Origin of the sequence: Flavobacterium piscis (genome assembly GCF_031457575.1) — a bacterium.
Taxonomy (GTDB): domain Bacteria; phylum Bacteroidota; class Bacteroidia; order Flavobacteriales; family Flavobacteriaceae; genus Flavobacterium; species Flavobacterium piscis_A.
In genome coordinates, this window is record NZ_JAVDWQ010000001.1 from 364,931 (window position 1) to 390,218 (window position 25,288).

Consider the following 25,288-nt stretch of genomic DNA (forward strand, 5'->3'; position numbering starts at 1 on the left):
CTTTATTAATTGAGTACAAACTTATAATAATTAAACTTTCTTTTATTACAACATTTCCACCCTGTCAATCATTATTATTGATTTGAAAAACAATAATATCAGAAATTACTATGCACGCATATTTTTAACTGAAAAAACAAATTATCAATTAAATTTTAACTGTTAATTTTTAGTTGAGTTTGAAGTTAATCTGCATCTTTTCCAATTCCTGCAGCAATTCATTAGATATCTTTACTTTTAGCCTTCGGCTTGGCATAGTCAGTTTTGTAACTACCTTTATTTCTTCAACCTCTGTTACTTCTTTTATTTTGGTATCTTCAAGGGCTATTTCTGCATCATCATTTTCATCTGTAAAAACAGCATCTTCGGTTTCCTCAAATTCATTTGTCGTTTCAACCTCTACCAATCGTTTTATTTTCTCTAGCTCCATTATTTCAAAAGTCACGGAATTTTCTCCTTTATTGTCATTAAATAAATGACTCAGCTTATGAATAAACTCGGTTTGCAGATCTTTAATATTCAATAAAAGAACCAGCTTTTTAGCAAAGGTTTCCAAAACATCCTGCAATTGTTTTACCTCAACAAACTGCATTCTTGGTTCTGATTTTTTGCCAGTATCATGATTCACCCAACCATCTTTTATTAAGACTTTCAGGAAAGCAAAATTATTTTGAATTAAGAAATGACGAAACTTTAGATATTCTTCGCCAAAAATCCTGAACTCATAACTCTCATCATAACCTTCTAAATTAAACATTGCCCAGCCCTTTCCATTTTTAGCTACACGATGCTGAACATTATTAATGATTCCGGCAAAAGTCAGGTTTTTACCCACATATAATTCCATACTTTTTAAAGCTTCCAATCTGGCATTGCAGAAATATTTCATCTCAAATCTAAAATCATCCAAAGGATGTCCCGAAATATAAATACCCACAACTTCTTTTTCCTTGGCAAGCTTTTCCATCGTACTCCAGTCTTCACATGGAGGAACTATAGGCTCTGCAATTTGTACTTCACTGGTTTCTCCAAACAAACTTACCTGTGATGAATTTTCATTTTCCTGGAATTTAGACCCGTAACGTATTGCTTTTTCGTAAAACGTAATTCCGTCACCATCATCATGAAAATATTGTGCCCTTGTAGTTCCTTCAAAGGAGTCAAAACCACCAGCCAAAGCTAAGTTTTCAATTGCCTTTTTATTGGCTGCACGCAAATCGATACGTTTCGCCAAATCAAAGATCGATTTGTATCTTGCCTCTTTTCTGCACTCCACAATAGTCGCTACAGCTCCTGAACCTACTCCTTTGATGGCTCCCATTCCAAAACGAACAGCATAATCATCATTTACGGTAAACTTATAAAAGGATTCATTGACACAAGGTCCTAAAACCTGTAAACCCATTCGTTTACACTCTTCCATAAAAAAGGAAACCTGTTTGATGTCATTCATATTATTCGAAAGAACCGCCGCCATATATTCTGCCGGATAATGTGCTTTTAAATAAGCCGTCTGATACGCAATCCAGGCATAACAAGTCGAGTGTGATTTGTTGAAGGCGTAACTCGCAAAAGCTTCCCAGTCTTTCCAGATTTTCTCCAAAATTTTTGCATCATGTCCTTTTTCTGCAGCTTGCTCGACAAATTTAGGCTTCATTTTATCCAGAACGTCTTTTTGCTTTTTACCCATCGCTTTACGCAAAACGTCTGCCTCACCTTTTGTAAAACCAGCCAATGACTGTGACAAAAGCATTACCTGCTCCTGGTAAACTGTAATTCCGTAGGTTTCTCCCAAATATTCTTCACAGGCATCTAAATCGTATTTGATTTCCTCTTCGCCATTTTTTCTTCGAACGAAAGACGGGATATATTCTAATGGTCCCGGACGATACAAGGCATTCATCGCAATTAAATCCCCAAAAACTGTCGGTTTCAGATCCTTCATGTATTTCTGCATTCCGGGTGACTCATATTGGAAAATCCCCACCGTTTCTCCTCTTTGAAAAAGTGCATAAGTTTCAGGATCATCAATTGGAAAAGTATCCGGATCCAGCTCAATTCCGGTTCTGTATTTTACCAGTTTAACGGTATCTTTTATCAACGTAAGGGTCTTCAGACCCAGAAAGTCCATTTTTAGCAATCCTGCACTTTCTGCAACCGAGTTATCAAACTGTGTTACATATAAATCAGAATCTTTTGCGGTGGTAACAGGAACGAAATTCGTAATATCTGATGGCGTAATAATTACCCCACAGGCGTGAATTCCGGTATTTCGCATCGATCCCTCCAGGATTTTCGCCTGTTGAATGGTTTCGCCGGCCAAATCATCTTCATTGGCAATCGCGATTAATTCTTTTACATTATCAAATTCATCAGAACGAAGTGCTTTTTTAATATCCTCTTCGCTTTCAGAAATAAACCGAGCCAAGTTCCATTTAGACGGCATCATTCCCGGAATCAGTTTTGCAATTCTATCCGCTTCAAATAACGGTAAATCCAGTACACGAGCAGTATCACGAATCGCTGATTTGGTTGCCATTTTACCATACGTAATAATTTGCGCAACCTGATTTTTACCGTATTTATTGATTACGTAATCCATTACACGACCACGGCCTTCATCATCAAAATCGATATCAATATCGGGCATCGACACACGGTCCGGATTTAGGAAACGCTCAAAAAGCAAATCGTATTTAATCGGGTCGATATTGGTAATTCCTAAGCAATAGGCTACCGCAGATCCTGCTGCAGATCCACGTCCAGGCCCTACTGAAACGTCCATATTCCTGGCTTCGGCAATGAAATCCTGTACAATCAAAAAGTAACCGGGATATCCGGAATTCGAAATCGTCAACAACTCAAAATCCAGACGTTCCTGAATTGACTCTGTAATCTCGCCATATCTTTTTTTCGCTCCAACCATTGTTAGGTGGCGCAGGTATTTATTTTCTCCTCTTACACCGCCATCCGCTTCATCTTCAGGAACTATAAACTCCTCTGGAATATCAAATTTAGGAAGCAATACATCTCGGTAAAGTGAGTAAATCTCAACTTTATCGACAATTTCCTGAATATTGATTATCGCTTCAGGCAAATCAGAAAAGAGTTTTTTCATCTCTTCCTCCGACTTGAAATAATATTCCTGATTCGGTAATCCGTAACGATATCCGCGGCCACGGCCAATTGGTGTTGCCTGTTTTTCACCATCCTTTACACACAGCAAAATGTCGTGTGCATTGGCATCTTCTTTATTTAAATAATAGGTGTTATTGGTCGCAATTAATTTGACATTGTGCTTTTGCGAAAACTCAATCAGGGTTTTGTTAACACGATTTTCATCTTCTTGATTGTGACGCATGACTTCCAGATAAAAGTCATCACCAAATTGTTCTTTCCACCAAATTAAAGCTTCTTCGGCCTGGTTTTCACCAACGTTCAGGATTTTACTCTGGATTTCTCCGTATAAATTCCCAGACAAAACCATAATGTCTCCCTTGTATTGCTCGATAATTTTTCGATCAATTCTCGGAACATAATAAAACCCGTCTGTAAAGGCGATCGACGACATTTTGGCAAGATTGTGATAACCTTTTTTGTTCTTGGCCAATAATACAATCTGATTTCCATTGTCTTTTTTACTTTTATCCAAATGATTGTCACAAACATTAAATTCGCAACCAACAATTGGTTTCATTTCAGTTTCGGTTGGTTCTTCACCACTTTCTGCCAAAGCTTTATTTTTTGCTGAAGCTGCCTTGTTGTGGTTCATCACCGCACTCACAAAGTGAAAAGCACCCATCATATTTCCAGTATCAGTCATAGCTACGGCAGGCATTCCATTTTTGGCTGTAGCTGTGACAATATTACCAATTCCTATAGTCGATTGTAAAACTGAAAATTGCGTATGATTATGTAAATGTGCATATTTCGCCGCTTTAAAATCTTCTCTGTCAGAGTCCGAAACCGTAGTTTGTTTGTCGTCAGATTGTAAAGCTTTGATTTGCTCTCTGATTTTGTCAGAAGCTGCTTTTAAGTTGATGTGTTTTAAACCAATTAACGGAAATTCCTGCGGATTTCTATTTTGAAATTCTTTAAAATAATCCTTCGGAACATCCAGTTCTTCTTTGGTAAAAACCTCTCTTCTAATTAATTCTAAAAAACAACGCGTAGTTGCCTCAACGTCGGCAGTAGCGTTGTGCGCTTCCGCGAAAGGTTTATTAAAAAGATAACTGTGTAATTCGGTTAAGGTTGGCAATTTGTATCTTCCCCCACGACCTCCCGGAAGTTGTAATAATGAAGCGGTAACTTCTGTACAGGTATCCAGAACCGGCATTGAACTCATAGGTGAGTCTACTCCCATTCTATGGAATTCAGCTCCCATAATATTAACGTCGAAACCTAAATTCTGACCCACAATAAATTTGGTTTTGCTTAACGCAATATTGAATTTCTCCAAAACTTCAGCCAGCGAAATTCCATCGGCTTCAGCCAGTTCAGTCGAAATTCCGTGAATACGTTCGGCGTCATACGGAATATTAAATCCGTCCGGTTTCACCAAATAATCCTGATGCTCGATAAGCTGTCCCATTTCGTCATGCAGCTGCCATGCGATCTGAATACAGCGAGGCCAGTTATCAGAATCGGTAATTGGAGCGTCCCAGCGTTTTGGTAATCCGGTTGTTTCGGTATCGAATATTAAGTACATAGCTATAAATGAGGTGATTGCAGTTTTATAAAAATACAAAAATAGAACTTCAAAATTAGTTTATTTTTAAGCGAAATGGAAAGGGAAGTTATTAACATTCATTTGCAGGAATCAAATAATACAAAATGATAAAAACTTAATTCTATTTTAATTAACTTCGTTAAAACAAAGTACTGAAAATGAGACTAACACAACTCTTATTAGCTATCATTATGATAACAGCAAGCCATACCGCTACAGCACAAGCAATATCAAGAGAACAAATAAAAGCAGAAAAAACATTTATCAGTCATGCTGATGAAGCTTTGGAGATTATGAAACAGGAAGCGCTGCGTATGAATATAAAAGGTGTTGGACTGGTTTCTTATATTCCCGGTAATGAAACCCAATCCTGGACATCAAAAATGATTGTGGCAGGAGCCACGGGCAATGAAGGTTATAATTTTATTGCCATTGCCTATTCTAAAGCAAGTGAAATGGCTGAAACATTGCAAAATAGTGGAAGTAAAGTCAGACCTGTAAAAGTTGGGGAATTTGACTACATCGGTGGAATCATAAAAAAAATTGATTCCGGATATCTTATATCCACATTTTCAGGAGCTTCCGGCGAAGATGATTTAGCAGTTGCTAACAAAGCAATGGATTGGTTTATAACCAAATTTAAACAGGATTAATGCTTCACTTTGTCAACAAATAATCATGAAAATTTATGTAATAATTTAATCCTGGGGCAGCAATTTTATTTACTAAATTGGTTATTTTCAATATCCACAAGTAACTATTCCTGCATCAGACAACACTAAATTTTATTCTAAATCTGAATTTTTGAATTTTGAATATGGAATATTAAACTAAACAATTAACACAAATAGCGAAGTATTTAGTAAAATAATTGCATCTAACCAAACCACTATGGAAAAAAATATCCCAGATAATTCAAGACGTAAATTTATATCTACTGTTAGTATTACCACACTAGGTTTACCCCTACTTTCATCATTTGTAGACTTTGATGAATTATTAATTGGTAAAAAGAAAAAACTTGGCGTAGCACTAGTAGGTTTGGGCAAATATGCTACAGAGCAATTAGCACCTGCATTGTTGCAAACCAAGGATTGCTATTTGGCAGCAGTTGTTACAGGAACTCCATCAAAAATTCCTTACTGGAAAGAAAAATATAATATTGCAGACAAAAATATTTACAATTACGACAATTTTGATGGCATAAAAAATAATCCTGATATTGACATTGTATACATTGTATTACCAAATTCAATGCATGCCGAATATACCATAAGAGCAGCCCAGGCTGGCAAGCATGTTATTTGCGAAAAGCCAATGGCAGTATCTGTTGCAGAATGTGATGAGATGATTGCAGCGTGTAAAAAAGCGGGTAAATCACTATCCATAGGCTATCGTTTGCATTTTGATCCTTATCATCTGGAAATGGTAAAAATGGGAACACAAAAAAAATATGGCGAAATAAAAAAAATGAATGCTGCCTTTGCGTTTGAAGCCCCTAAGAAAAACTGGTGGCGACTGGATAAAAAATATGCTGGCGGAGGTCCATTGATGGATTTAGGCATCTATTGTTTACAAGGCATAATTTACACTACCGGAATGCTTCCAGTTGCAGTAACCGCTCAAAGCCCTCCTGTAAGTGACAAAGAAGTTTTTATAGACGTCGAGGAAACATTAACCTGGCAAATGGAAATGCCAAACGGAGCAATTGCGGAATGCAGAACAAGTTATTCAGGCGAATATCAAAACATATTAAGGGCCGAAGCCGAAAAAGGCTGGTTTGAGTTAAGTCCGGCCTTTAGCTATGATGGTATTAAAGGCACAACTTCTGATGGCAAAACACTAAATTTTTCAAAGTTTTCACAACAGGCAAAACAAATGGACGGCATTGCAATATCAATTAAAAACAACCAGGAAAGTATTGTGCCGGGAGAAATGGGACGTAGGGATATGAAAATAATTGAAGCAATTTACAAGGCAATGAATACAGGAAAAAGAGTAACAATTGAATGGTAATTAAATAGATAAATTGTCCTGATCAAAATGGAATACTTTTGGCTAAAACATTCCAAATTCATTTTAAAGTTTTGCCGTAAAAGTGAAATTCCCGAAAAGCTTTTTCTTTCTTATTCTCTATAGAAAAAACCTAAACTTCCAAAAATAACTCTTCAGAATTAATTACAACCTACGGGGTTCATCCCGGATATTAAATTAAAAAAATCAAAATATTTGCTTTTTGGATGTCGTAGTATTTCCTAAAAAAATATCTTTTGACCAGCATTTTTTTATTTCAAATAAACCAAAATTACTTTTCAAAAATGAAATAAGAAATTCAAAATAAACTTCATATTTGTTACTTTTTCAATTAAAAATGTTATATTTTTTACAGCAAAACCTGTTATTTTATAGCACAATAGCAATAAATTTGCAAATTATTAAAAACATCAGTAAAATAATAATTGCTGTTTGATTGAAAAAAAATTATTGTCTTTTGTAACTATTGTTCCTTGTATAAATAAAGTTGCAATAGTTTACTAACCCAAAACACAAATGTTTGGGTATCGTATAAAACGAAATATAGCAATTGACAACAATATAACTTTTTTTACTTTTGAACTTCGATTAAAATTACAAGCAAGTTTCTTTAGTTATACAATTACAATTAAAAAAATAAAAAATGAGTAAGACATTATTTGACAAAGTATGGGATTCACATGTAGTGCGTAAAATTGAAGATGGACCAGATGTGTTTTTTATTGACCGCCATTTCATTCACGAAGTTACGAGTCCTGTTGCTTTTTTAGGATTAAAAGCCAGAGGCGTTTCGGTTTTATACCCAGAACGTACTTTTGCAACTGCAGATCACAATACACCAACCATAAACCAACATTTACCAGTTGAAGATGCTTTATCTGCAAACCAGCTTAAAGCGCTAGAAGATAATGCTGCCGAATACGGAATTTCGCACTGGGGATTAGGTCATATTAAAAACGGAATTGTACACGTAGTTGGTCCTGAAAACGGAATTACTTTGCCAGGCGCTACTATTGTTTGTGGAGACTCTCACACGTCTACTCATGGTGCTTTTGGAGCTATAGCTTTTGGTATCGGAACTTCTGAGGTGGAGATGGTTTTATCTACACAGTGTATCATGCAGCCGAAACCAAAGAAAATGCGTATCAACGTAAATGGTGAATTAAGCAAAGGTGTTGGTCCTAAAGATGTTGCCCTTTACATTATTGCTCAATTGACAACTTCCGGAGGAACTGGTTATTTTGTTGAATACGCCGGAGATGTTTTTGAAAACATGACCATGGAAGGTCGTATGACGGTTTGTAACCTAAGTATCGAAATGGGTGCCCGTGGTGGAATGATTGCTCCTGATCAAAAAACTTTTGATTTCCTTGAAGGAAGATTATTTGCTCCAAAAGGTGAAGCCTGGACCAAAGCAGTTGAATACTGGAAAACTTTAAAAACCGATGCTGATGCTGTTTTTGATGCTGAATTAAACATCAAGGCTTCAGATATTGAACCAATGATTACTTATGGTACAAATCCTGGAATGGGAATTGGTATCACAAAACATATTCCAAACGCCAATCAGGTTGAAGGTGGTGAGGAAACGTATAAAAAATCTTTAGCTTACATGGGCTTCCATGAAGATGATGTAATGATTGGAAAACCAATTGATTATGTCTTCTTAGGAAGTTGTACAAACGGACGTATCGAAGATTTTAGGGCTTTTACTGAAATTGTTAAGGGAAGAAAAAAAGCAGATAATGTTACCGCTTGGTTAGTTCCGGGATCTCACGTTGTTGAAGCTCAGATTAAAGAAGAAGGTTTATTGGATATTTTAACCGAAGCTGGTTTCGTATTACGTCAGCCGGGTTGTTCTGCTTGTTTAGCAATGAACGATGATAAAGTTCCAGCCGGAAAATATGCCGTAAGTACGTCAAACAGAAATTTCGAAGGTCGTCAGGGCCCGGGTTCAAGAACGCTTTTAGCAAGTCCGATTATGGCTGCTGCAGCTGCTGTTACCGGAAAATTGACAGATCCAAGGGAATTATTTTAGATTGGAGATTTTAGATTTTAGATTCTTGCTGCAAGTAATCTTCATCTAAACTTCTTCAAATAAAATTAATCAACATTATTTAATACAAAACATTTTTAGATTCTAAGTTTAAGTTTTCAAAAGAAAATCTAAAATCTAAAATCTAAAATCTAAAATTTCAAAAATGGCATACGATAAATTTAATATACTTACGAGCAGTGCAGTGCCGCTGCCAATTGAGAACGTAGATACAGATCAAATCATACCGGCACGTTTCTTAAAAGCTACAAAACGTGAAGGTTTTGGAGATAATCTTTTCAGAGACTGGAGATACAACGGAGATGACACTCCAAAAGCTGATTTCGTTTTAAACGATGTAACTTACAGCGGAAAAATTTTAGTTGGAGGAAAAAATTTCGGCTCAGGATCTTCAAGAGAGCACGCTGCATGGGCGGTGTACGATTACGGCTTCAGAGCTGTAGTTTCAAGTTTTTTTGCAGATATATTTAAAGGAAACTGTTTGAATATTGGTGTTTTGCCAGTTCAAATCAGCCCTGAATTTGCTGAAACTATTTTTAAGGCAATCGAAGCTGATCCTAAAACTGAATTGGAAATCAACCTTCCAAACCAAACAATTACTTTATTGGCAACTGGTCAGCAAGAATCTTTTGCTATTAACGGATACAAAAAGAACAATATGATTAATGGCTTTGATGACATTGATTATTTGCAAAATATTAAGGAAGATATTGTGACTTTCGCCGATAAACTTCCTTACTAAAAGAAATCTTGTTCAATCTATTAGACCCGACAGCTTTCAAGAACCTGTCGGGTCTTTCTAAATTAAATGACGGGGTAATATAAAAACCAACTATAATTTCACTTTTAAAGAAATATAGAAAATCAATATGGAAAAAAGAAAAATTGAAATAATGGATACGACCCTCCGTGATGGTGAACAAACCTCCGGAGTATCTTTTTCTGCTGCAGAAAAACTGACCATTGCACAATTATTGTTGGAAGAATTAAATATTGACAGAATCGAAATTGCTTCGGCTCGGGTAAGTGAAGGAGAATTTCAGGCTGTAAAAGGCATCACATCCTGGGCAACCGAAAAAGGATATATTAATCGTATTGAAGTACTTTCGTTTGTAGACGGTGGTGTTTCAATAGAATGGATGAAAAACGCAGGCGCCAAAGTACAGAATTTGTTGACCAAAGGCTCAATGAATCACTTAACGCATCAATTAAAAAAGACACCCGAACAACACTTTTCTGAAATTGCACAAATCATCGCTTTAGCAAAAGATAACGATATTGAAACCAATGTTTACCTGGAAGACTGGAGCAACGGAATGCGAAATTCACCAGAGTATGTTTTCCAATTTTTAGATTTTTTAGCCACTCAGCCTGTAAAAAGAATTTTGCTTCCTGATACACTAGGGGTTTTAATTCCGACAAAAACTTTCGAGTTTATTTCGAAAATTACTGCAAAATATCCACAAATTCATTTCGATTTCCATGCCCATAACGATTACGATTTGAGTGTTGCCAATGTAATGGAAGCTGTCAAGGCCGGCATCAAGGGGCTTCATGTAACGGTAAACGGAATGGGAGAACGTGCCGGAAATGCTCCACTTGAAAGTACCGTAGCCGTGATAAATGATTATCTGCCAGAGGTAAGCATCAACATAAAAGAAACCTCTTTATATTCAGTAAGTAAATTAGTTGAGACTTTTACAGGATACAGAATCCCCGCCAACAAACCAATTGTAGGCGATAATGTTTTCACTCAAACTGCCGGAATCCACGCTGACGGAGACAATAAAAACAATTTATATTTTAATGATTTACTCCCGGAACGCTTTGGAAGAAAACGAAAATATGCCTTAGGTAAAACCTCAGGAAAAGCGAATATCGAAAAAAATCTTCAGGAATTAGGTTTAAAATTAAATCAGGAAGATTTGAAATTGGTTACCCAAAGAATCATCGAATTAGGCGATAAAAAAGAAACAGTTACCAAGGAAGATTTGCCATACATTATTTCAGATGTTTTGGACAGTCATACTTACGAAGATAAAATCACCATTGAATCTTATATATTAGTGCACTCAAAAGGAATGCGTCCGTCAACAACTTTGCTATTAAAAATTGATGGAGAAATCATCGAAGAAAATGCTCAGGGCGACGGTCAGTTTGATGCTTTTATGAATGCTTTATCTAAAATATATAAAAGCAAAAAATTAACGCTCCCAAAATTAATTGATTACGCAGTTCGAATTCCTCCGGGAAGCAGCTCGGATGCATTGTGCGAAACTATTATCACCTGGGTAAACAACGGAAAAGAATTCAAAACAAGAGGATTGGATTCAGATCAAACAGTTGCGGCGATTATCGCCACTCAAAAAATGCTGAATGTAATTACTCAATAAAGGGACAAAGGTTCAGAGCGACAAAGGCACAAAGGTTTTTAATCTTTGTCATTGTTTAACCTTTGCAACTCTGAACCTTTGTTGCTTTGAACCTAAAAAATAAATAATTAACATAAAATCAAACAAATGAAATTTAACATAGCCCTTTTAGCCGGAGACGGAATCGGACCAGAAGTAATTAATGAAGCCGTAAAAGTATCTGATGCTATTGCAAAAAAATTCAATCACGAAATAACCTGGACACCAGCTCTAACCGGAGCTTGCGCTATTGATGCAGTTGGAGTTCCTTATCCTGATGAAACGCACGAAGTTTGCATGAAAGCTGATGCTGTATTATTTGGTGCAATTGGTCATCCAAAATACGATAATGATCCAAGTGCGCCAGTTCGTCCTGAGCAGGGATTATTATTGATGCGTAAAAAATTAGGATTGTTCGCTAACGTACGCCCAACTTTTACTTTCCCTTCATTAATTGACAACTCTCCTTTAAAAAGAGAAAGAATCGAAGGAACCGATTTGGTTTTCTTAAGAGAATTAACAGGTGGAATCTATTTTGGAGAAAAAGGAAGAAGAGATAATGGAGAAACTGCTTTTGACAATTGCGTTTACACAAGAGCAGAGGTACAGCGTTTAGCTAAAAAAGGCTTTGAATTAGCCATGACACGTTCTAAAAAATTGTGTTGCGTTGATAAAGCAAACGTTTTGGAAACTTCTCGTTTATGGAGAGAAACAGTTCAGGCAATGGAAAAAGACTATCCTGAAGTTACCGTTTCTTATGAATTTGTTGATGCTGTTGCTATGCGTTTGGTGCAATGGCCAAACTCTTACGATGTCTTAATTACAGAAAACTTATTTGGAGATATCTTAACTGATGAGGCTTCTGTAATTTCAGGTTCAATGGGATTGATGCCATCGGCTTCTGTTGGAGAACATACTTCTTTATACGAACCAATCCACGGATCATATCCTCAGGCAACCGGGTTAAATATTGCCAATCCGTTAGCAACTATTTTATCTGCAGCCATGATGTTCGAAGATGCTTTTGGTTTAAAAGACGAAGCCGAAGCGATTAGAGCAGTTGTAAACAAATCATTAGAACAAGGAATTGTTACTGAAGATTTAGCAGCAAAAGGATCTAAAGCCTACAAAACCAGCGAAGTTGGTGACTGGCTTGTTGCGAATCTATAATTAGTTAATTTTGTTTCAAGTTTCAGGGCATTCAAAAACTTCAAACTTGAAACAAATAAAACCTGAAACAAAATTTACCGCATAAAAAAAGGGATCAACTTTCGTTGATCCCTTTTATATATTTAGAAAAAAATATTAATATCCTCCTCTGTTACCACCACGGTCATTACCACCACGGCTGTTTCCTCCACCATAACCACCGCGTGAATCTCCACCACGACTGTTATTGTTGAAGCTTCTTCTTTCGCCTTCTGGTTTCGGTTCAGATTTATTAACCACAATTGCACGTCCTTGAACAGTAGCTCCGTTCAATTCATCAATCGCTTTTTGAGCTTCATCATCGTTTGTCATTTCAACAAAACCAAATCCTTTACTTCTTCCAGTAAATTTATCAGTAATGATCTTAACTGAATCTACTGCTCCGTAAGCCTCGAAAGACTCTCTTAAATCTGCTTCCTCAATACTGAATGGAAGGCTTCCAACAAAAATGTTCATATGTACTTATTTATAATAATGTAGCAAATGTAGTCTTATTTTTCTGTAATCTACTATATATTAGTTTATTTATGTTTTTATTTTGATTTAAAAAGATAAAAATCAATAAAATCAAACTATTGTTAATTAAAAACTTAACATTAATACTCTAAGTTAGGAGAAACCGGAATTTTATAAAAAACACCTTCCGCAAAATTCATTCCGGGTTTCTCAATATTTTCCTCATCTGCATTTAATGCATTGAACTTAAATGTTCCGGAAATAGTCTGAGCTTCAATATTATAGTCGGTAATTATAATTTGCCCATTTCCTCTCTTTACTCCTGTTGTAAATTCTGCTAATTGTGCAGGGAAAGTATTAGAATATGATGCAGTTGCCAGATTATCAACACCTAGAATATAAGTTTTTTGAGACGGTGAAGGTATTTTAAAAGTCACTTTTTCATAACCTAACGAACCTTCAATAATAAAATTTCCATTTGTTTCTATACGGGCTTTATAATTTTGAGCTCTCCAAAAAACATTATCTTTCAAGGTTTGAAATGCAGGATTATTAAATTTCACGTCTTCTGTGCATGACATAAGCAGACAAGTAGCAATTAATAAGAATAAGTGTTTTTTCATAAAGTAATGAATTTGAATCAAAAGTACCGCATTTGAGCTAAAAATTAATATTGAGAAGGAAAAACAGTTAAAAACGGTAAAAATGCATATCGATGATTTTTAATATCATTTGGAACGCATAATTCATAAAAAAATTATATCTTTGCGCCCTTAATTAACAGAGGTCGAGTACCTCAAAATTTAATCATAAGATTATGTCAGTAAAAATTAGATTACAAAGACACGGTAAAAAACAAAAACCTTTTTACTGGGTTGTAGCTGCAGATGCACGCTCAAAAAGAGATGGTAAATACTTAGAGAAAATCGGTACTTACAATCCAAACACAAACCCTGCAACTATCGAATTAAACATTGATAGTGCTGTAAAATGGTTGCACAATGGTGCTCAGCCAACAGATACTGCAAGAGCAATCCTTTCATACAAAGGGGCTTTATTGAAACACCATCTTGATGGAGGTATTCGTAAAGGAGCTTTAACTCAAGAACAAGCTGATGCTAAATTAGCTGCCTGGTTAGATGCTAAAGCTGGAAAAGTTGACGCTAAAAAAGACGGTTTAACAAAAGCGCAAGCTGATGCTAGAGCAAAATCTTTTAAAGCAGAACAAGAAGTTAATGCTAAACGTTTAGCTGCTGCAGCTCAGGCTGAAGCTGATGCTATCGCTGCTGCAACTCCTGCAGTTGAAGAAGAAGTTGCTGAAGTTGAAGCGGAAGCTCCTACTGAAGAGGCTCCTGCTGCTGAAGAAAATAACGAAACAACTGAGGCATAATTTTAGTTAGCGATAATGCGTAAAGAAGAATGTTTTTATTTAGGTAAAATCGCTAAAAAATTTAGTTTCAAAGGTGAGGTCCTGGCTTATTTAGACACAGACGAACCTGAGTTATACGAAAATCTGGAATCAGTGTTTATTGAATGCAATAAACACCTGGTTCCTTTTTTTATTGAAAAAAGTTCATTGCACAAAAACGACTTTCTAAGAATCCGTTTTGAAGACATGAATAGTGAAGAAGATGCAGATGCCATTATGGGAAACGCTATTTATCTTCCTTTAAGTATGTTGCCAAAACTTTCCGGCAACAAATTTTATTTCCACGAAGTTATTGGTTTCGAAATTGAAGACCAGCGTTTAGGCGTATTTGGAAAAATTGCTGCTGTTAATGACACTACTGCACAACCTCTTTTTGAAGTTTTAAATGGCGAAGTCGAAATGTTGATTCCAATGATCGACCATTTTCTGGTAAAAATTGATCGTGAAAACAAAAAAGTTATCATGAACCTGCCTGAAGGATTGGTAGAAATGTATTTGTAGAAAGTATTCAGCCTTTCAGTCACAGTTTTCAGTTGCCCACTTTTCTTAAATCTTTATTTTAAATCTTTTAGCAATGTCTAAATTCACTTTCAAGCAATTCTCTGTTCAACAAGACAAAACCGCTATGAAAGTAGGAACTGATGGTGTTTTATTAGGTGCCTGGGCACCAATACATCATAATCCTTTTAGCGTATTGGACATGGGTGCGGGAACCGGAATTATTGCTTTGATGCTTGCCCAAAGAACGAATGCGGAACAAATCGATGCTTTAGAAATTGATGAAGAAGCTTATGAACAAGCGGTTGAAAATTTTGAAAATTCTCCCTGGGGAGATCGTTTATTTTGTTTTCATGCCGGTTTAGACGAATTTATTGATGAACCGGAAGACGAATACGATTTAATTGTTTCCAACCCTCCTTTTTATTCCGAAGATTATAAAACCGAAAACGGACAACGCGATTTAGCACGATTTCAGGATGCCATGCCTTTTGATAAATTGATTGAAGCTGCTGATTTATTACTTTCAGAAAATGGAATATTTGCTGTTATTATTCCTTTTAAAGAAGAAGAAAACTTCATTGCTTTAGCTAAAGAATCTGAATTATACCCTTTAAAAATCACTCGTGTAAAAGGAAATTTGACTTCTCCTGTTAAACGTAGTTTATTGGCTTTAAGCCGAAATCAAATTCAGAAAATTGAAACTGATGAATTAACTATCGAAATCGACAGACATATTTATACTTCTGAATATATAGAATTAACAAAGGATTTTTATTTGAAGATGTAAAAAACATCTTTGTCAAAGTTGAGTAACTTTGACAAAGATTTATTATTTTCCGTTTTTAGCAAAAAGAATCGCTCTTTCAAGCACCTCATCTTTACCTTGCTGAATACCTAAAATAGTTGGCTTTACTTCAATGTCTGGAACAATGCCAATGCGTTGGGTTTCTTTTTTATTGGGGTAAAAAACACCAAAACCTGTAAATATTGTATTATATCCTTTTATAATTTCATACTTGCAGACTCCCCCATCAGCACCAGCTGTCTGACTGCCAACAATTGTAGCATTTGGTGCAGCTTGTAAACACATTACCAAATGTTCTCCGTGACTTTGAGTAAACTCATTTTCTAAAATAATCACTTTTCCTTTATAGTATTCTGGATTTGTTTTTCCGGTTTTTTGATCTTCTCTCCAAATATATCTCCCTGGATACATTAAATCTGCATCAATAAATTTGGCATACGCTTTATTTTCCGGATATAGATATTCTGCAAGAGCCTCCTCAATATTTGGTTCTTGAGGATAATGTCTGGCATCATAAATAATGGCTGTTGTGTTTTTAAATTGTTCCATTACAGCAGGAAGTTCTTTTTCATTAATGGATTCAACGTCGATATATCCAATGTTGTTTTCTAGAAGTTTCCAATTCTCTTTATCAGGAAATTGAATTTTCAAATTCTGATATTTATATCTCTTAATTGTTTTGTTGGAAACCTTATTTTCACGACTAAATTCAATCTCCATTGATTCTGCTTTTCCATTAAAAACGGTCCAATAAATATTTTTTAAAATTGCAGGTTTGTTTGATCCTTCTACATATTTCAGCTTTTCATTCATTAAATCTTCAACCGTTTTCCCATCCACTTTTGAAATCACATCTCCAATTCTAATATCATCACTTTTAGACAGCGAATCATTTTTAAACTTGACAACAACAGCTTTATTATCAATAAATGCAACATCAAAAGAGACAAATTTATCGCCAAAATAATCATATAACTTAAATGATGAAGTAGAAGAATGGGTGTCATCTAATTTTATTGAAATTTCACGCATTGCTAAAACAAAATCCATCTCAGATTCAGCAGTTATAAATTTTGGCAGCATTTGTATTAAAACAGCATCCCAGTTTTCATCCATTTTATATTTATATGGAAAAAAATATTCTATTTGATTCCAATAACGAAAAAGAGCCAAAAGACGCAAATTCTTATCCGTCCATTTAAAATCAGGATATTTAATTTCATTCTGAACTTTTATATAAGGATCTGAGGTATAGTAAAATTGTTTTCCCTGAATTCGGTTTTCTTCAATAAACTTTAATTTTTTTGAAAGTGATTTAGAAAACAATTCATTTTTGGAAAACCATGACAAATCGAAGTTTTTATCAAAATATTGCTTTTTCTCTGCTTCTTTTATAGCTTCATATTTTTTAATTTCTCCCAAAGAAGCTATCCAGTTTTCAATAATTAAAGAAAATTCTTCTGCTGATTGCGCCTGTTCTACTTTTGGTAAAATCTCAAACAATTGTTCGTCCCAATTTTTACTTCCGTCAGCAACATTTGGATGATAATATTTAAGGAATCCCCAAACTTTGGCAGTAGCAGCCAATTTTTGAGTTTCGGTTATTGGTTTTGAATATGAGTATTGAAATAATAAAACAAAAATAATTAATAAAGTTTTTTTCATTACAGTTGATAATTTTTAGTTATTGGAAGTTAAATGTAATAAAAAAATTAACAAACAACTCCTTACATGACTGAATTGGTTTTTTATCTTAATTAAATATCGTTGTCTTGATATGAATTCTGTAAGTTGGAAGCAATAGGCAACCTTATTAAATAATATAACAATTATGTTTTGTTTTGTTATATTTTTATTGCGTAAATTTGTTTTGTAAAACTACTAAAAATGAAACCAGACCTATTTCAAGCTCCCGATTATTATAACCTTGACGATTTATTGACCGAAGAACACAAGTTAGTTCGCGAGTCGGCTCGTGCATGGGTTAAAAGAGAAGTTTCTCCTATTATTGAAGAATATGCCCAAAAGGCAGAATTTCCAAAGCAAATTATAAAAGGGCTCGGAGAAATTGGCGGTTTTGGCCCCTATATTCCTGTAGAATATGGAGGTGCGGGATTAGATCAAATTTCGTATGGATTAATTATGCAGGAAATTGAAAGAGGTGATTCCGGTGTTCGTTCCACCTCATCAGTTCAATCTTCTCTGGTAATGTATCCTATTTGGAAATACGGAAACGAAGAACAACGAATGAAATATTTACCAAAACTGGCTACAGGAGAATTCATAGGCTGTTTTGGTTTAACAGAACCCGATCACGGATCAGATCCAGGAAGTATGATTACCAATTTTAAAGATATGGGCGATCATTATCTTTTAAATGGTGCCAAAATGTGGATTTCTAACGCACCGTTTGCCGATATTGCAGTGGTTTGGGCAAAAAATGAAGAAGGAAGAATTCATGGACTAATTATAGAACGCGGAATGAAAGGTTTTACAACTCCTGAAACTCATAATAAATGGTCCCTTCGTGCGTCATCTACCGGTGAATTGATTTTTGATAATGTAAAGGTTCCTAAAGAAAATTTATTACCCAATAAATCCGGATTGGGAGCGCCGCTTGGTTGTCTCGATTCCGCCCGATACGGAATTGCCTGGGGAGCCATTGGTGCTGCTATGGACTGTTACGATACGGCTTTGCGATATGCAAAAGAAAGAATCCAGTTTGGAAAACCAATTGGAGGAACTCAGCTGCAGCAGAAAAAATTAGCAGAAATGATTACCGAAATCACAAAGGCACAATTGCTAACCTGGCGTTTAGGCGTTTTGCGAAATGAAGGAAAAGCTACAACCTCCCAGATTTCTATGGCAAAAAGAAACAATGTAGACATGGCCATTCATATTGCCCGTGAAGCCAGACAAATGTTAGGCGGAATGGGAATTACCGGTGAATATTCGATTATGCGCCACATGATGAACCTGGAAAGCGTTATTACATATGAAGGCACACACGACATTCATTTATTGATAACCGGTATGGATGTAACCGGTATTTCAGCATTCAAATAAAAACATTCTATTAAAATATATTGAAAATCAATACTAAAAGCTTCTTCTAACCGGGAAGCTTTTTTATATTTACAAAAAAATACCACATTATGAATATTGAAACTATCAACAATAGCATTCAACCTCAAAAAAACAAGCTTTTAAGCCATTCCTTGTATAACAAGATCCAAAGTATTGATGATTTACAGAGCTTTTTAGAAATTCATGTTTTTGCTGTTTGGGACTTTATGTCTTTACTAAAAGCTTTACAAGCGAAATTAACCTGTACCACAACACCTTGGTTTGCTACCAAAAATCCTGAAACGCGATATTTGATAAACGAAATTGTTTTAGCTGAAGAAACAGATTTAACTATTGACGGAAGAAGACAAAGCCATTACGAAATGTACCTTGAAGCGATGGAAGATTGTGGTGCCGATATTAGTTACATCAATAAATTTTTATCCGAAGTGAATTCGCTTCACAACATTTTTGTCGCTATCAAACAAAGTTCATTACATCCTAATATCAAAGCTTTTTTAGACTTTACTTTCAGAGTTATCGAAGAAGGAAAACCGCACGAAATTGCTGCTGCATTTACATTTGGAAGAGAAGATTTAATTCCAGCCATGTTTACCGAAATCCTTACAAACTTTCAAAAGAACCTGCCTGAAACCAATTTAAGTAAATTGCTTTATTATTTTGAAAGACATATTGAATTGGATGCTGACGAACACGGTCCTATGGCAATGCAAATGATTACAGAATTATGTGAAGGCGATGCACAAAAATGGTCGGATGTTGAAGAAATTTCAATTCTGGCCCTGGAAAAACGTATTGCCCTTTGGGATGCAATTGAAGAAGAAATTCTGATGAAAACAGAAATGGTGTAAAACCAAAAACCAACTCTGCAATAACATCTATTAGAGTTTTTTTACTTTAAGTTAGTTTTTCATATCTTTGATATCACCTGATTGTAAACTACATACAAATGAATATTGTAGATTTCAACCCGACCGAACAGCTAAAACCTTTCGTAAAGACTTACAGGATTATAGAAAGCAAAGACGCAGTGATAAATCGTGTTTTGCCTAATACTTCTATTGCGATTGCCTTTCGTTGTAAGGGTGATGTAAATTATATTCAAGGCAATCATCACGAAAAATTACCTGTTTTTGCAATTTCAGGTATTCGTAAATCAGTGCGTTTAATTAATTATTCGACAGATACGGCAACTATCGTTGTTCTATTTAAAGAAGCCGGAGCTAAAGCCTTTTTTAAAGAACCTCTTTACGAATTATTTGAAGAGAGTGTTTCGCTGGATAATTTTATTCCACAATATAAAATTGCCATTATAGAAGAGCTTTTGGCAGAATCAAAAACCAATAGTCAAAAAATTGCCATTGTAGAACAATTTCTTTTATCGAGATTATACGATTATAAACCCGATAAATTAATCTCGGCTGCTATTGCCATAATCCATTCTAAAAAAGGCCTCATCAAAATAAAAGAACTTGCCAGCAACCTTTTTATAAGTCAGGATGCTTTCGAGAAAAGATTCAGAAAAACAATTGGATCATCACCAAAGCAGTTTTGCTGTCTCGTTAGAATAAAATCGATTATCGATCAAAAAGAGCAAAACCAAAACCTCATCGATCTTGCGTTTGATGCCGGATATTTTGACCAGCCTCATTTTAATAAAGACTTCAAATTGTTTACAGGACAAACTCCGTCCGAATTTTTCAAATCCCCATCCTTTTGGTAATCAATGATTTTTTACAATGATTTCGTTTCTGTAATTCTGAATTTTACATCAACAAAAAACAAGAATTATGAAGGCAAATCTTTTAAGCGGAATCGTCTGTTTAGCATTGTTTAGCTATGAAACATACTCACAAACAGAAACCAAAAAATCAGAAACTATGAAACAAGTTTTTATCGATAAATTTATTGTTCCCGAAAAATCAAAACAAGAATTCTTAGAAAGAGTTAGCATCAACAGAAATTTCATCAAACACTTAAACGGTTTTTTAAAAGATGACGCCTACGAACGTACTGATGACCAGGGAAACTTAATTTATATTACAATTGCCGTTTGGGAAAATGAAGCCCTTTTAAAAAAGGCAAAAGAAACCGTAAATACTCAATATATAAAAGAAGGGTTTGACATTACCGCTATGTTTACCAGATTAAACATTACTTTAGAAAGAAATATCTACAAACAAGTCGAAAGGCCGTAATTGAAAAACATCCGTAATTTTGTCATGGTAAGTTCTTCACGGCTCAAATCCAAAAACACATTAAAACTCTGATGAGAGATATATGGTGTAAAAACCAAAACTCCTTTTTAACGTAACTATTTGTTTGGAATAATTCCAAAACTTCATTGATAAACAAAGTAGTCGCATTAGCCAAAGGAGAAAAAAAAATGTAGTGGTACTTTCAATTCCGGATTATGCCTATACGCCTTATGGGAATAACTTATTTCAAATTAGTTTTACAGGATTAGGAGGCTACTTGTATAAAATTATAATTTAATTGCAGTAAAAAAACCTAGTATAAAAATTACTTTTTACCATTTATGCCTTTAATTACCAGAATAAATTCAGATATTTCTTTTAAAACAAAGCATTAAATCCAGATAGACTATATTTGCCAATTGTCGGAAAATTATGGAACCAGAAAAAGTTATTTCATGTACATTAAGTAAGGTTTCAGAAGAGGAAACAAATCATACTGCAGAATTAATTCTTGTAAACAAAAACCTAACTTTACAAATTCAGGACAACGAAAAACGTACTGCCGAACTGGTAGTTGCTAATACTGAAATTGCTTTACAGAATAAGGAAAAAGAAAAACGCGAAGCCGAATTAGTTATTGCTAATACTGAACTTGATTTTCAGAACCAAGAGAAAGAAAAACGAGCTGCAGAATTGGTTATCGCTAATACTGAACTTGCTTTTCAGAATAAGGAAAAAGAAAAACGCGAAGCCGAATTAATCATCGCTAATACTGAACTTGCTTTTCAGAACCAAGAAAAAGAAAAACGAGCTGCAGAATTGGTTATCGCCAATAAAGAACTTGAATTTCAGAATAAGGAAAAAGAAAAACGGGCAGCAGAACTTCTTATTGCCAATAACGAACTGATTTTTCAAAATAATGAAAAAGAAAAACGGGCAAATGAATTAGTTCTTGCTTATAAAGAATTGGAAGCTTTTACATATATATCAAATCATCATCTGCAAGAACCTCTTCGAAAAATTCACTTTTTTTCAGATCGAATTCTCACAGATGAACATCAAAATTTATCCGAAAAAGGGCAATATTATTTCGAACGAATTGGCGTTTCGGCCTCTCATATGCAAACCCTGATAAATGATTTATTAACCTATTCGCGGACAAATGTAGCCGAAAGAAAATTTGAAAATACAAATCTTAATAGCATCATTATTAAAGTATTGGAAGATTTAGAAGATGATATTAAACTAAAAAATGCAGTTATTGAAGTATCCGGACTTTGTAAAGCACATGTAATTCCGTCTCAATTTCACCAGCTAATATGCAATCTGATCAGTAATTCACTTAAATTTTCCAGACCAGAAAAAACACCTCATATCACTATACAAAGCCATTATACGAAGCCCGATACTAATACTCTTTCTTCAACAAATGATTATTGTCATATTATCATTAGCGACAACGGTATTGGATTCGATCCTCAGTTTGAAAATCGGATTTTTGAAATTTTTCAGCAGCTTCACAGCAGAACAGATTATAAAGGAACGGGAATTGGTCTTGCGATTGTAAAAAAAAATCTAGAAAATCACAATGGAATTATTACGGCTTCAGGTAAAGAGAACCAGGGAGCAAAATTTGATATCTATATTCCGGTAGAGAATAATTAAAAAACAAGAAATTCTTTTTATTATTCAATATCATTTTCTTCAGAGAAGCGATCACGACCAAATATACGCAATGTAGTACCACCATAAAAAGGTTTTATATTTTTTTGAAAGTTTCACAGACTCGCTCAGGGATAAGTCACCAGTAAGACATAGCAGGTTCAAGTGATATATAACTTGGCCCCCATAAATGATTTACGATCACGAAAGGTTCGGTATCTGTCAAATCTATTTTTACTTCTGGAATATAAAGGCCCTTCTTTAATACCAGCATTAGCCTTAAAACCCTGAATGCCTAATAACGGCAAGGGCACCCACATTTAAACAATACACAAGATTCAGCCATAGCTTTGCTTTCACTATTAATAACAAAGACAGAAGGTGGCTAGGAGCATTTTTGAAAACAATATAGGTACAGGTATAAAAAAGAAAAACCTGTAAGTTTATAACTTTCAGGTTTTTAACAATTTAAGATAGCTTTAGCAAAACTAATGCTTATTTTAGCAGAGAGGAAGGGACTGGTATCACTACAAAAATACGATTCAGCAAAATAAAAGAGTAGATGTCAAAAATTAAAAAATCCTATATAAATCAAGCTTTACAAAGATTTTTTATATTTATTTAGTTTGACCTAACTTGTTCCAATTTGTCCTTCACCGTACAAATACCATACAGATTCTATATATTTGTATTGCACAATTACCCACATTATGGCAACAGTCAACTTTTTATATCGTTCCACAAAAGACAAAAGCGCCTTAACAATCCGATTATTATTTAGACATAACAACATGGACTTTGTTATTGGATCAAAAACAAAACTTATTGTAACAAATGAGTATTGGAATAAGCTTCACAATAAGAATACTAAAGATGCTGAACTGAAAACACAACAGGTTAAAACAAATAATGAACTCAACAAAATAGAGAATTACATTCTTCAACATTTTGATAAAACAAAAACTGATTCAGTAAATAAAAGTTGGCTTGAAAACCTTTTAAACAACTATTACAATCCACCAAAAAAAGGAGATGGTTTGCCTATCGAGCTGATACAATATATTGATTTCTATATTAATTATAGAGAGCATGAGATGAAACAAACTTCTATACAAAAATTCAAAGTAATTAAACACAAATTAGAAGAGCTTGAAACATTAAGAAGAAAACCTATCTTAATTAAAGACGTAGACGACAGTTTCAAAAAAGAGTTCGTCAATTTCTATAAATCACATAATTACGCACAAAATACAATCCAAAGAGAATTAACGTTTGTAAAAACAGTGTGCAGACATGCAAGATTTTTAGGACTTGAGACAAGCCCTCAATTAGATAGCCTAAGGTTAGACAAAGCGAAAGTTGAAAAATTATACTTAAATTTTGACGAATTACATAGTATCGAAAATATAAATGAAGAACTATCAGCTAGCCTGCAAAATGCACGAGATTGGTTAATTATAAGCTGTTACACAGGACAAAGAGTTTCAGATTTTATGAAATTTAATGAAAATCAAATTCGCATTGAAAATGGTAAAAGCTTAATAGAATTTACTCAAAAGAAAACAGGTAAAATAATGACCGTTCCTCTACACAAAAAAGTATTAGATATACTTGCAAAAAGAGGAGGCAAATTCCCCTATTCCATTTCAGACCAAAGATATAATGAGTTCATAAAAACAGTCTGCGAAAAAGCCAAAATCAACCAATTAGTACATGGTGGTAAGCAAACAGAAACCGCACCTAAAAGTAAGATTTTCAGGAAAGAAATAAAAATGTATAAGAAATATGAACTTGTAACATCTCACATTGGAAGAAGATCATTTGCTACTAACTTTTACGGAATTATACCAACTTCCCTTTTAATTTCAGCAACAGGACATTCCACAGAAGTAATGTTCCTAAACTACATAGGAAAGACTGACACACAAAAAGCAAAACAACTTGCGGATTATTTTTAGAAATGAAAAACAACATTTTAAAAGAGGAATATTTCAAATTAATAGATCATTATTATGATGTGTTACTATACACTGAAAGCCCTCAAGCGGAACAATTAGACCTTATTATTGAATTAGTTAAATCGAAGTCAATTTCACTATACTCTCTTAGTAAGTCGGAGAACTTACATTGGAATTTTTGCAGTTTTCGAACCTATAGTAATACCTATATTGATAGATTAAATAAGTATTTAGATGTTAATGATGATACAGGTAAAAATGAAGAAGATTTTGCAAAAGATGAGTTACGATTTCTTCACTTTCTTTTAAACAGTGAGTATACCATGTTTATTGATGACTCAATTTCGCAAAAAGTAAAAGAACAAACAGATAAAAAAATACAGTTTTTAACATCTAAGATAAGTACAGAGAAAATAACACCAAAGAAAAAAGCAATTGACATTTTCACTAGTAATGAAGCTGAAGAACTTTTTAATCATTATGTAAAAGAAACCGAAAACACTCCGCATATTCTTGCCGAAATGAGCTTTATTTACAGAAGGATGTATAAAGACGGCTACATTAATGAATATGTGCGACCAGAAATGTTTAAAAAAGAAATTAACAAACCACCCTTTAATATTTTTATTGAGCATCCATTAAAAAGTTTGGAAAAAGTAGATCAAATAAGCAGATCAAACATCTATAAAAATTTAAAAACCCAGACGGTAAATAAAATTTAGACTCCGTTGAGTAAACTCAACAAACTTGTTG

20 protein-coding genes are annotated in these 25,288 nt (G+C 34.4%); 16 read left to right on the forward strand and 4 right to left on the reverse strand.

What is annotated here, in order from left to right; translation table 11 throughout:
• Positions 1–169: 169 nt before the first annotated feature.
• Entirely contained in the window at positions 170–4,708 is a 4,539-nt protein-coding gene (dnaE, locus tag J2W48_RS01535; RefSeq protein WP_310277009.1) for a DNA polymerase III subunit alpha, read from the reverse strand.
• Positions 4,709–4,887: 179 nt separating this feature from the next.
• On the opposite strand from dnaE, the gene J2W48_RS01540 reads away from it, so the two are divergent.
• The 6 genes from J2W48_RS01540 to leuB all read left to right on the forward strand — a co-directional run bounded on the left by J2W48_RS01540 (position 4,888) and on the right by leuB (position 12,400).
• Positions 4,888–5,382, forward strand: coding sequence for a hypothetical protein (locus tag J2W48_RS01540; protein WP_310277012.1), 495 nt, complete (start codon positions 4,888–4,890; stop codon positions 5,380–5,382).
• 238 nt (positions 5,383–5,620) lie between these two features.
• On the forward strand, positions 5,621–6,745 hold the full coding sequence (locus tag J2W48_RS01545; RefSeq protein ID WP_310277015.1) for a Gfo/Idh/MocA family protein: 1,125 nt from the start codon (positions 5,621–5,623) through the stop codon (positions 6,743–6,745).
• 661 nt (positions 6,746–7,406) lie between these two features.
• A complete protein-coding gene (leuC, locus tag J2W48_RS01550) occupies positions 7,407–8,801 on the forward strand; it encodes a 3-isopropylmalate dehydratase large subunit (RefSeq protein ID WP_310277018.1) in 1,395 nt (464 codons plus the stop codon).
• Positions 8,802–8,964: 163 nt separating this feature from the next.
• Positions 8,965–9,561 (forward strand): 3-isopropylmalate dehydratase small subunit, encoded by a 597-nt coding sequence (gene leuD / locus J2W48_RS01555; RefSeq protein ID WP_310277022.1) that lies wholly within the window; start codon positions 8,965–8,967, stop codon positions 9,559–9,561.
• Positions 9,562–9,688: 127 nt separating this feature from the next.
• Entirely contained in the window at positions 9,689–11,212 is a 1,524-nt protein-coding gene (locus J2W48_RS01560) for an alpha-isopropylmalate synthase regulatory domain-containing protein (protein ID WP_310277025.1), read from the forward strand.
• A 126-nt stretch (positions 11,213–11,338) separates the two neighbouring features.
• Positions 11,339–12,400, forward strand: coding sequence for a 3-isopropylmalate dehydrogenase (gene leuB / locus J2W48_RS01565; protein WP_310277027.1), 1,062 nt, complete (start codon positions 11,339–11,341; stop codon positions 12,398–12,400).
• 135 nt (positions 12,401–12,535) lie between these two features.
• Here the strand turns inward: leuB and J2W48_RS01570 are convergent, their stop codons facing one another.
• On the reverse strand, positions 12,536–12,895 hold the full coding sequence (locus J2W48_RS01570; RefSeq protein ID WP_007809704.1) for an RNA recognition motif domain-containing protein: 360 nt from the start codon (positions 12,893–12,895) through the stop codon (positions 12,536–12,538).
• 140 nt (positions 12,896–13,035) lie between these two features.
• Positions 13,036–13,518, reverse strand: coding sequence for a DUF6252 domain-containing protein (locus J2W48_RS01575; protein WP_310277031.1), 483 nt, complete (start codon positions 13,516–13,518; stop codon positions 13,036–13,038).
• A 194-nt stretch (positions 13,519–13,712) separates the two neighbouring features.
• Between J2W48_RS01575 and J2W48_RS01580 the strand changes: the two genes are divergently transcribed.
• From J2W48_RS01580 to J2W48_RS01590, 3 genes are all read left to right on the forward strand, one after another.
• On the forward strand, positions 13,713–14,285 hold the full coding sequence (locus tag J2W48_RS01580; RefSeq protein WP_310277037.1) for a 30S ribosomal protein S16: 573 nt from the start codon (positions 13,713–13,715) through the stop codon (positions 14,283–14,285).
• Positions 14,286–14,300: 15 nt separating this feature from the next.
• Positions 14,301–14,825 carry a ribosome maturation factor RimM gene (gene rimM, locus J2W48_RS01585; protein WP_310277040.1) on the forward strand — a complete coding sequence of 175 codons (525 nt, stop codon included), beginning with the start codon at positions 14,301–14,303 and terminating at the stop codon, positions 14,823–14,825.
• 73 nt (positions 14,826–14,898) lie between these two features.
• The gene (locus tag J2W48_RS01590; RefSeq protein ID WP_310277052.1) at positions 14,899–15,612 is read left to right on the forward strand and encodes a tRNA1(Val) (adenine(37)-N6)-methyltransferase; all 714 of its coding nucleotides are present in this window, start codon (positions 14,899–14,901) and stop codon (positions 15,610–15,612) included.
• 42 nt (positions 15,613–15,654) lie between these two features.
• Here J2W48_RS01590 and J2W48_RS01595 read toward each other — a convergent pair whose 3' ends face one another.
• On the reverse strand, positions 15,655–17,295 hold the full coding sequence (locus J2W48_RS01595; RefSeq protein WP_310277055.1) for a S41 family peptidase: 1,641 nt from the start codon (positions 17,293–17,295) through the stop codon (positions 15,655–15,657).
• 222 nt (positions 17,296–17,517) lie between these two features.
• Between J2W48_RS01595 and J2W48_RS01600 the strand changes: the two genes are divergently transcribed.
• The 7 genes from J2W48_RS01600 (at position 17,518) to J2W48_RS01630 (ending at position 25,257) form a co-directional block, all read left to right on the forward strand.
• Entirely contained in the window at positions 17,518–18,696 is a 1,179-nt protein-coding gene (locus tag J2W48_RS01600) for an acyl-CoA dehydrogenase family protein (RefSeq protein WP_310277058.1), read from the forward strand.
• Between the two features lie 89 nt (positions 18,697–18,785).
• Positions 18,786–19,568: a DUF3050 domain-containing protein gene (locus J2W48_RS01605; protein WP_310277063.1), complete on the forward strand. Its 783-nt coding sequence runs from the start codon at positions 18,786–18,788 to the stop codon at positions 19,566–19,568.
• A 98-nt stretch (positions 19,569–19,666) separates the two neighbouring features.
• The gene (locus J2W48_RS01610; RefSeq protein ID WP_310277066.1) at positions 19,667–20,440 is read left to right on the forward strand and encodes a helix-turn-helix domain-containing protein; all 774 of its coding nucleotides are present in this window, start codon (positions 19,667–19,669) and stop codon (positions 20,438–20,440) included.
• 67 nt (positions 20,441–20,507) lie between these two features.
• Positions 20,508–20,915, forward strand: a complete 408-nt coding sequence (locus tag J2W48_RS01615; protein ID WP_310277069.1) for a hypothetical protein — start codon at positions 20,508–20,510, stop codon at positions 20,913–20,915.
• A 432-nt stretch (positions 20,916–21,347) separates the two neighbouring features.
• Positions 21,348–22,580, forward strand: a complete 1,233-nt coding sequence (locus J2W48_RS01620) for a sensor histidine kinase (protein ID WP_310277072.1) — start codon at positions 21,348–21,350, stop codon at positions 22,578–22,580.
• A 707-nt stretch (positions 22,581–23,287) separates the two neighbouring features.
• Positions 23,288–24,535, forward strand: coding sequence for a tyrosine-type recombinase/integrase (locus J2W48_RS01625; RefSeq protein WP_310277074.1), 1,248 nt, complete (start codon positions 23,288–23,290; stop codon positions 24,533–24,535).
• A 2-nt stretch (positions 24,536–24,537) separates the two neighbouring features.
• Positions 24,538–25,257, forward strand: coding sequence for a hypothetical protein (locus J2W48_RS01630; RefSeq protein WP_310277077.1), 720 nt, complete (start codon positions 24,538–24,540; stop codon positions 25,255–25,257).
• Positions 25,258–25,288 lie beyond the last annotated feature (31 nt).

What these genes read in the sequence shown, in the direction of transcription:
- dnaE (WP_310277009.1), bottom strand. Translation starts at nt 4,708, where the DNA reads ATGTACTTAATATTCGATACCGAAACAACCGGATTACCAAAACGCTGG.
- J2W48_RS01540 (WP_310277012.1), top strand. Translation starts at nt 4,888, where the DNA reads ATGAGACTAACACAACTCTTATTAGCTATCATTATGATAACAGCAAGC.
- J2W48_RS01545 (WP_310277015.1), top strand. Translation starts at nt 5,621, where the DNA reads ATGGAAAAAAATATCCCAGATAATTCAAGACGTAAATTTATATCTACT.
- leuC (WP_310277018.1), top strand. Translation starts at nt 7,407, where the DNA reads ATGAGTAAGACATTATTTGACAAAGTATGGGATTCACATGTAGTGCGT.
- leuD (WP_310277022.1), top strand. Translation starts at nt 8,965, where the DNA reads ATGGCATACGATAAATTTAATATACTTACGAGCAGTGCAGTGCCGCTG.
- J2W48_RS01560 (WP_310277025.1), top strand. Translation starts at nt 9,689, where the DNA reads ATGGAAAAAAGAAAAATTGAAATAATGGATACGACCCTCCGTGATGGT.
- leuB (WP_310277027.1), top strand. Translation starts at nt 11,339, where the DNA reads ATGAAATTTAACATAGCCCTTTTAGCCGGAGACGGAATCGGACCAGAA.
- J2W48_RS01570 (WP_007809704.1), bottom strand. Translation starts at nt 12,895, where the DNA reads ATGAACATTTTTGTTGGAAGCCTTCCATTCAGTATTGAGGAAGCAGAT.
- J2W48_RS01575 (WP_310277031.1), bottom strand. Translation starts at nt 13,518, where the DNA reads ATGAAAAAACACTTATTCTTATTAATTGCTACTTGTCTGCTTATGTCA.
- J2W48_RS01580 (WP_310277037.1), top strand. Translation starts at nt 13,713, where the DNA reads ATGTCAGTAAAAATTAGATTACAAAGACACGGTAAAAAACAAAAACCT.
- rimM (WP_310277040.1), top strand. Translation starts at nt 14,301, where the DNA reads ATGCGTAAAGAAGAATGTTTTTATTTAGGTAAAATCGCTAAAAAATTT.
- J2W48_RS01590 (WP_310277052.1), top strand. Translation starts at nt 14,899, where the DNA reads ATGTCTAAATTCACTTTCAAGCAATTCTCTGTTCAACAAGACAAAACC.
- J2W48_RS01595 (WP_310277055.1), bottom strand. Translation starts at nt 17,295, where the DNA reads ATGAAAAAAACTTTATTAATTATTTTTGTTTTATTATTTCAATACTCA.
- J2W48_RS01600 (WP_310277058.1), top strand. Translation starts at nt 17,518, where the DNA reads ATGAAACCAGACCTATTTCAAGCTCCCGATTATTATAACCTTGACGAT.
- J2W48_RS01605 (WP_310277063.1), top strand. Translation starts at nt 18,786, where the DNA reads ATGAATATTGAAACTATCAACAATAGCATTCAACCTCAAAAAAACAAG.
- J2W48_RS01610 (WP_310277066.1), top strand. Translation starts at nt 19,667, where the DNA reads ATGAATATTGTAGATTTCAACCCGACCGAACAGCTAAAACCTTTCGTA.
- J2W48_RS01615 (WP_310277069.1), top strand. Translation starts at nt 20,508, where the DNA reads ATGAAGGCAAATCTTTTAAGCGGAATCGTCTGTTTAGCATTGTTTAGC.
- J2W48_RS01620 (WP_310277072.1), top strand. Translation starts at nt 21,348, where the DNA reads ATGGAACCAGAAAAAGTTATTTCATGTACATTAAGTAAGGTTTCAGAA.
- J2W48_RS01625 (WP_310277074.1), top strand. Translation starts at nt 23,288, where the DNA reads ATGGCAACAGTCAACTTTTTATATCGTTCCACAAAAGACAAAAGCGCC.
- J2W48_RS01630 (WP_310277077.1), top strand. Translation starts at nt 24,538, where the DNA reads ATGAAAAACAACATTTTAAAAGAGGAATATTTCAAATTAATAGATCAT.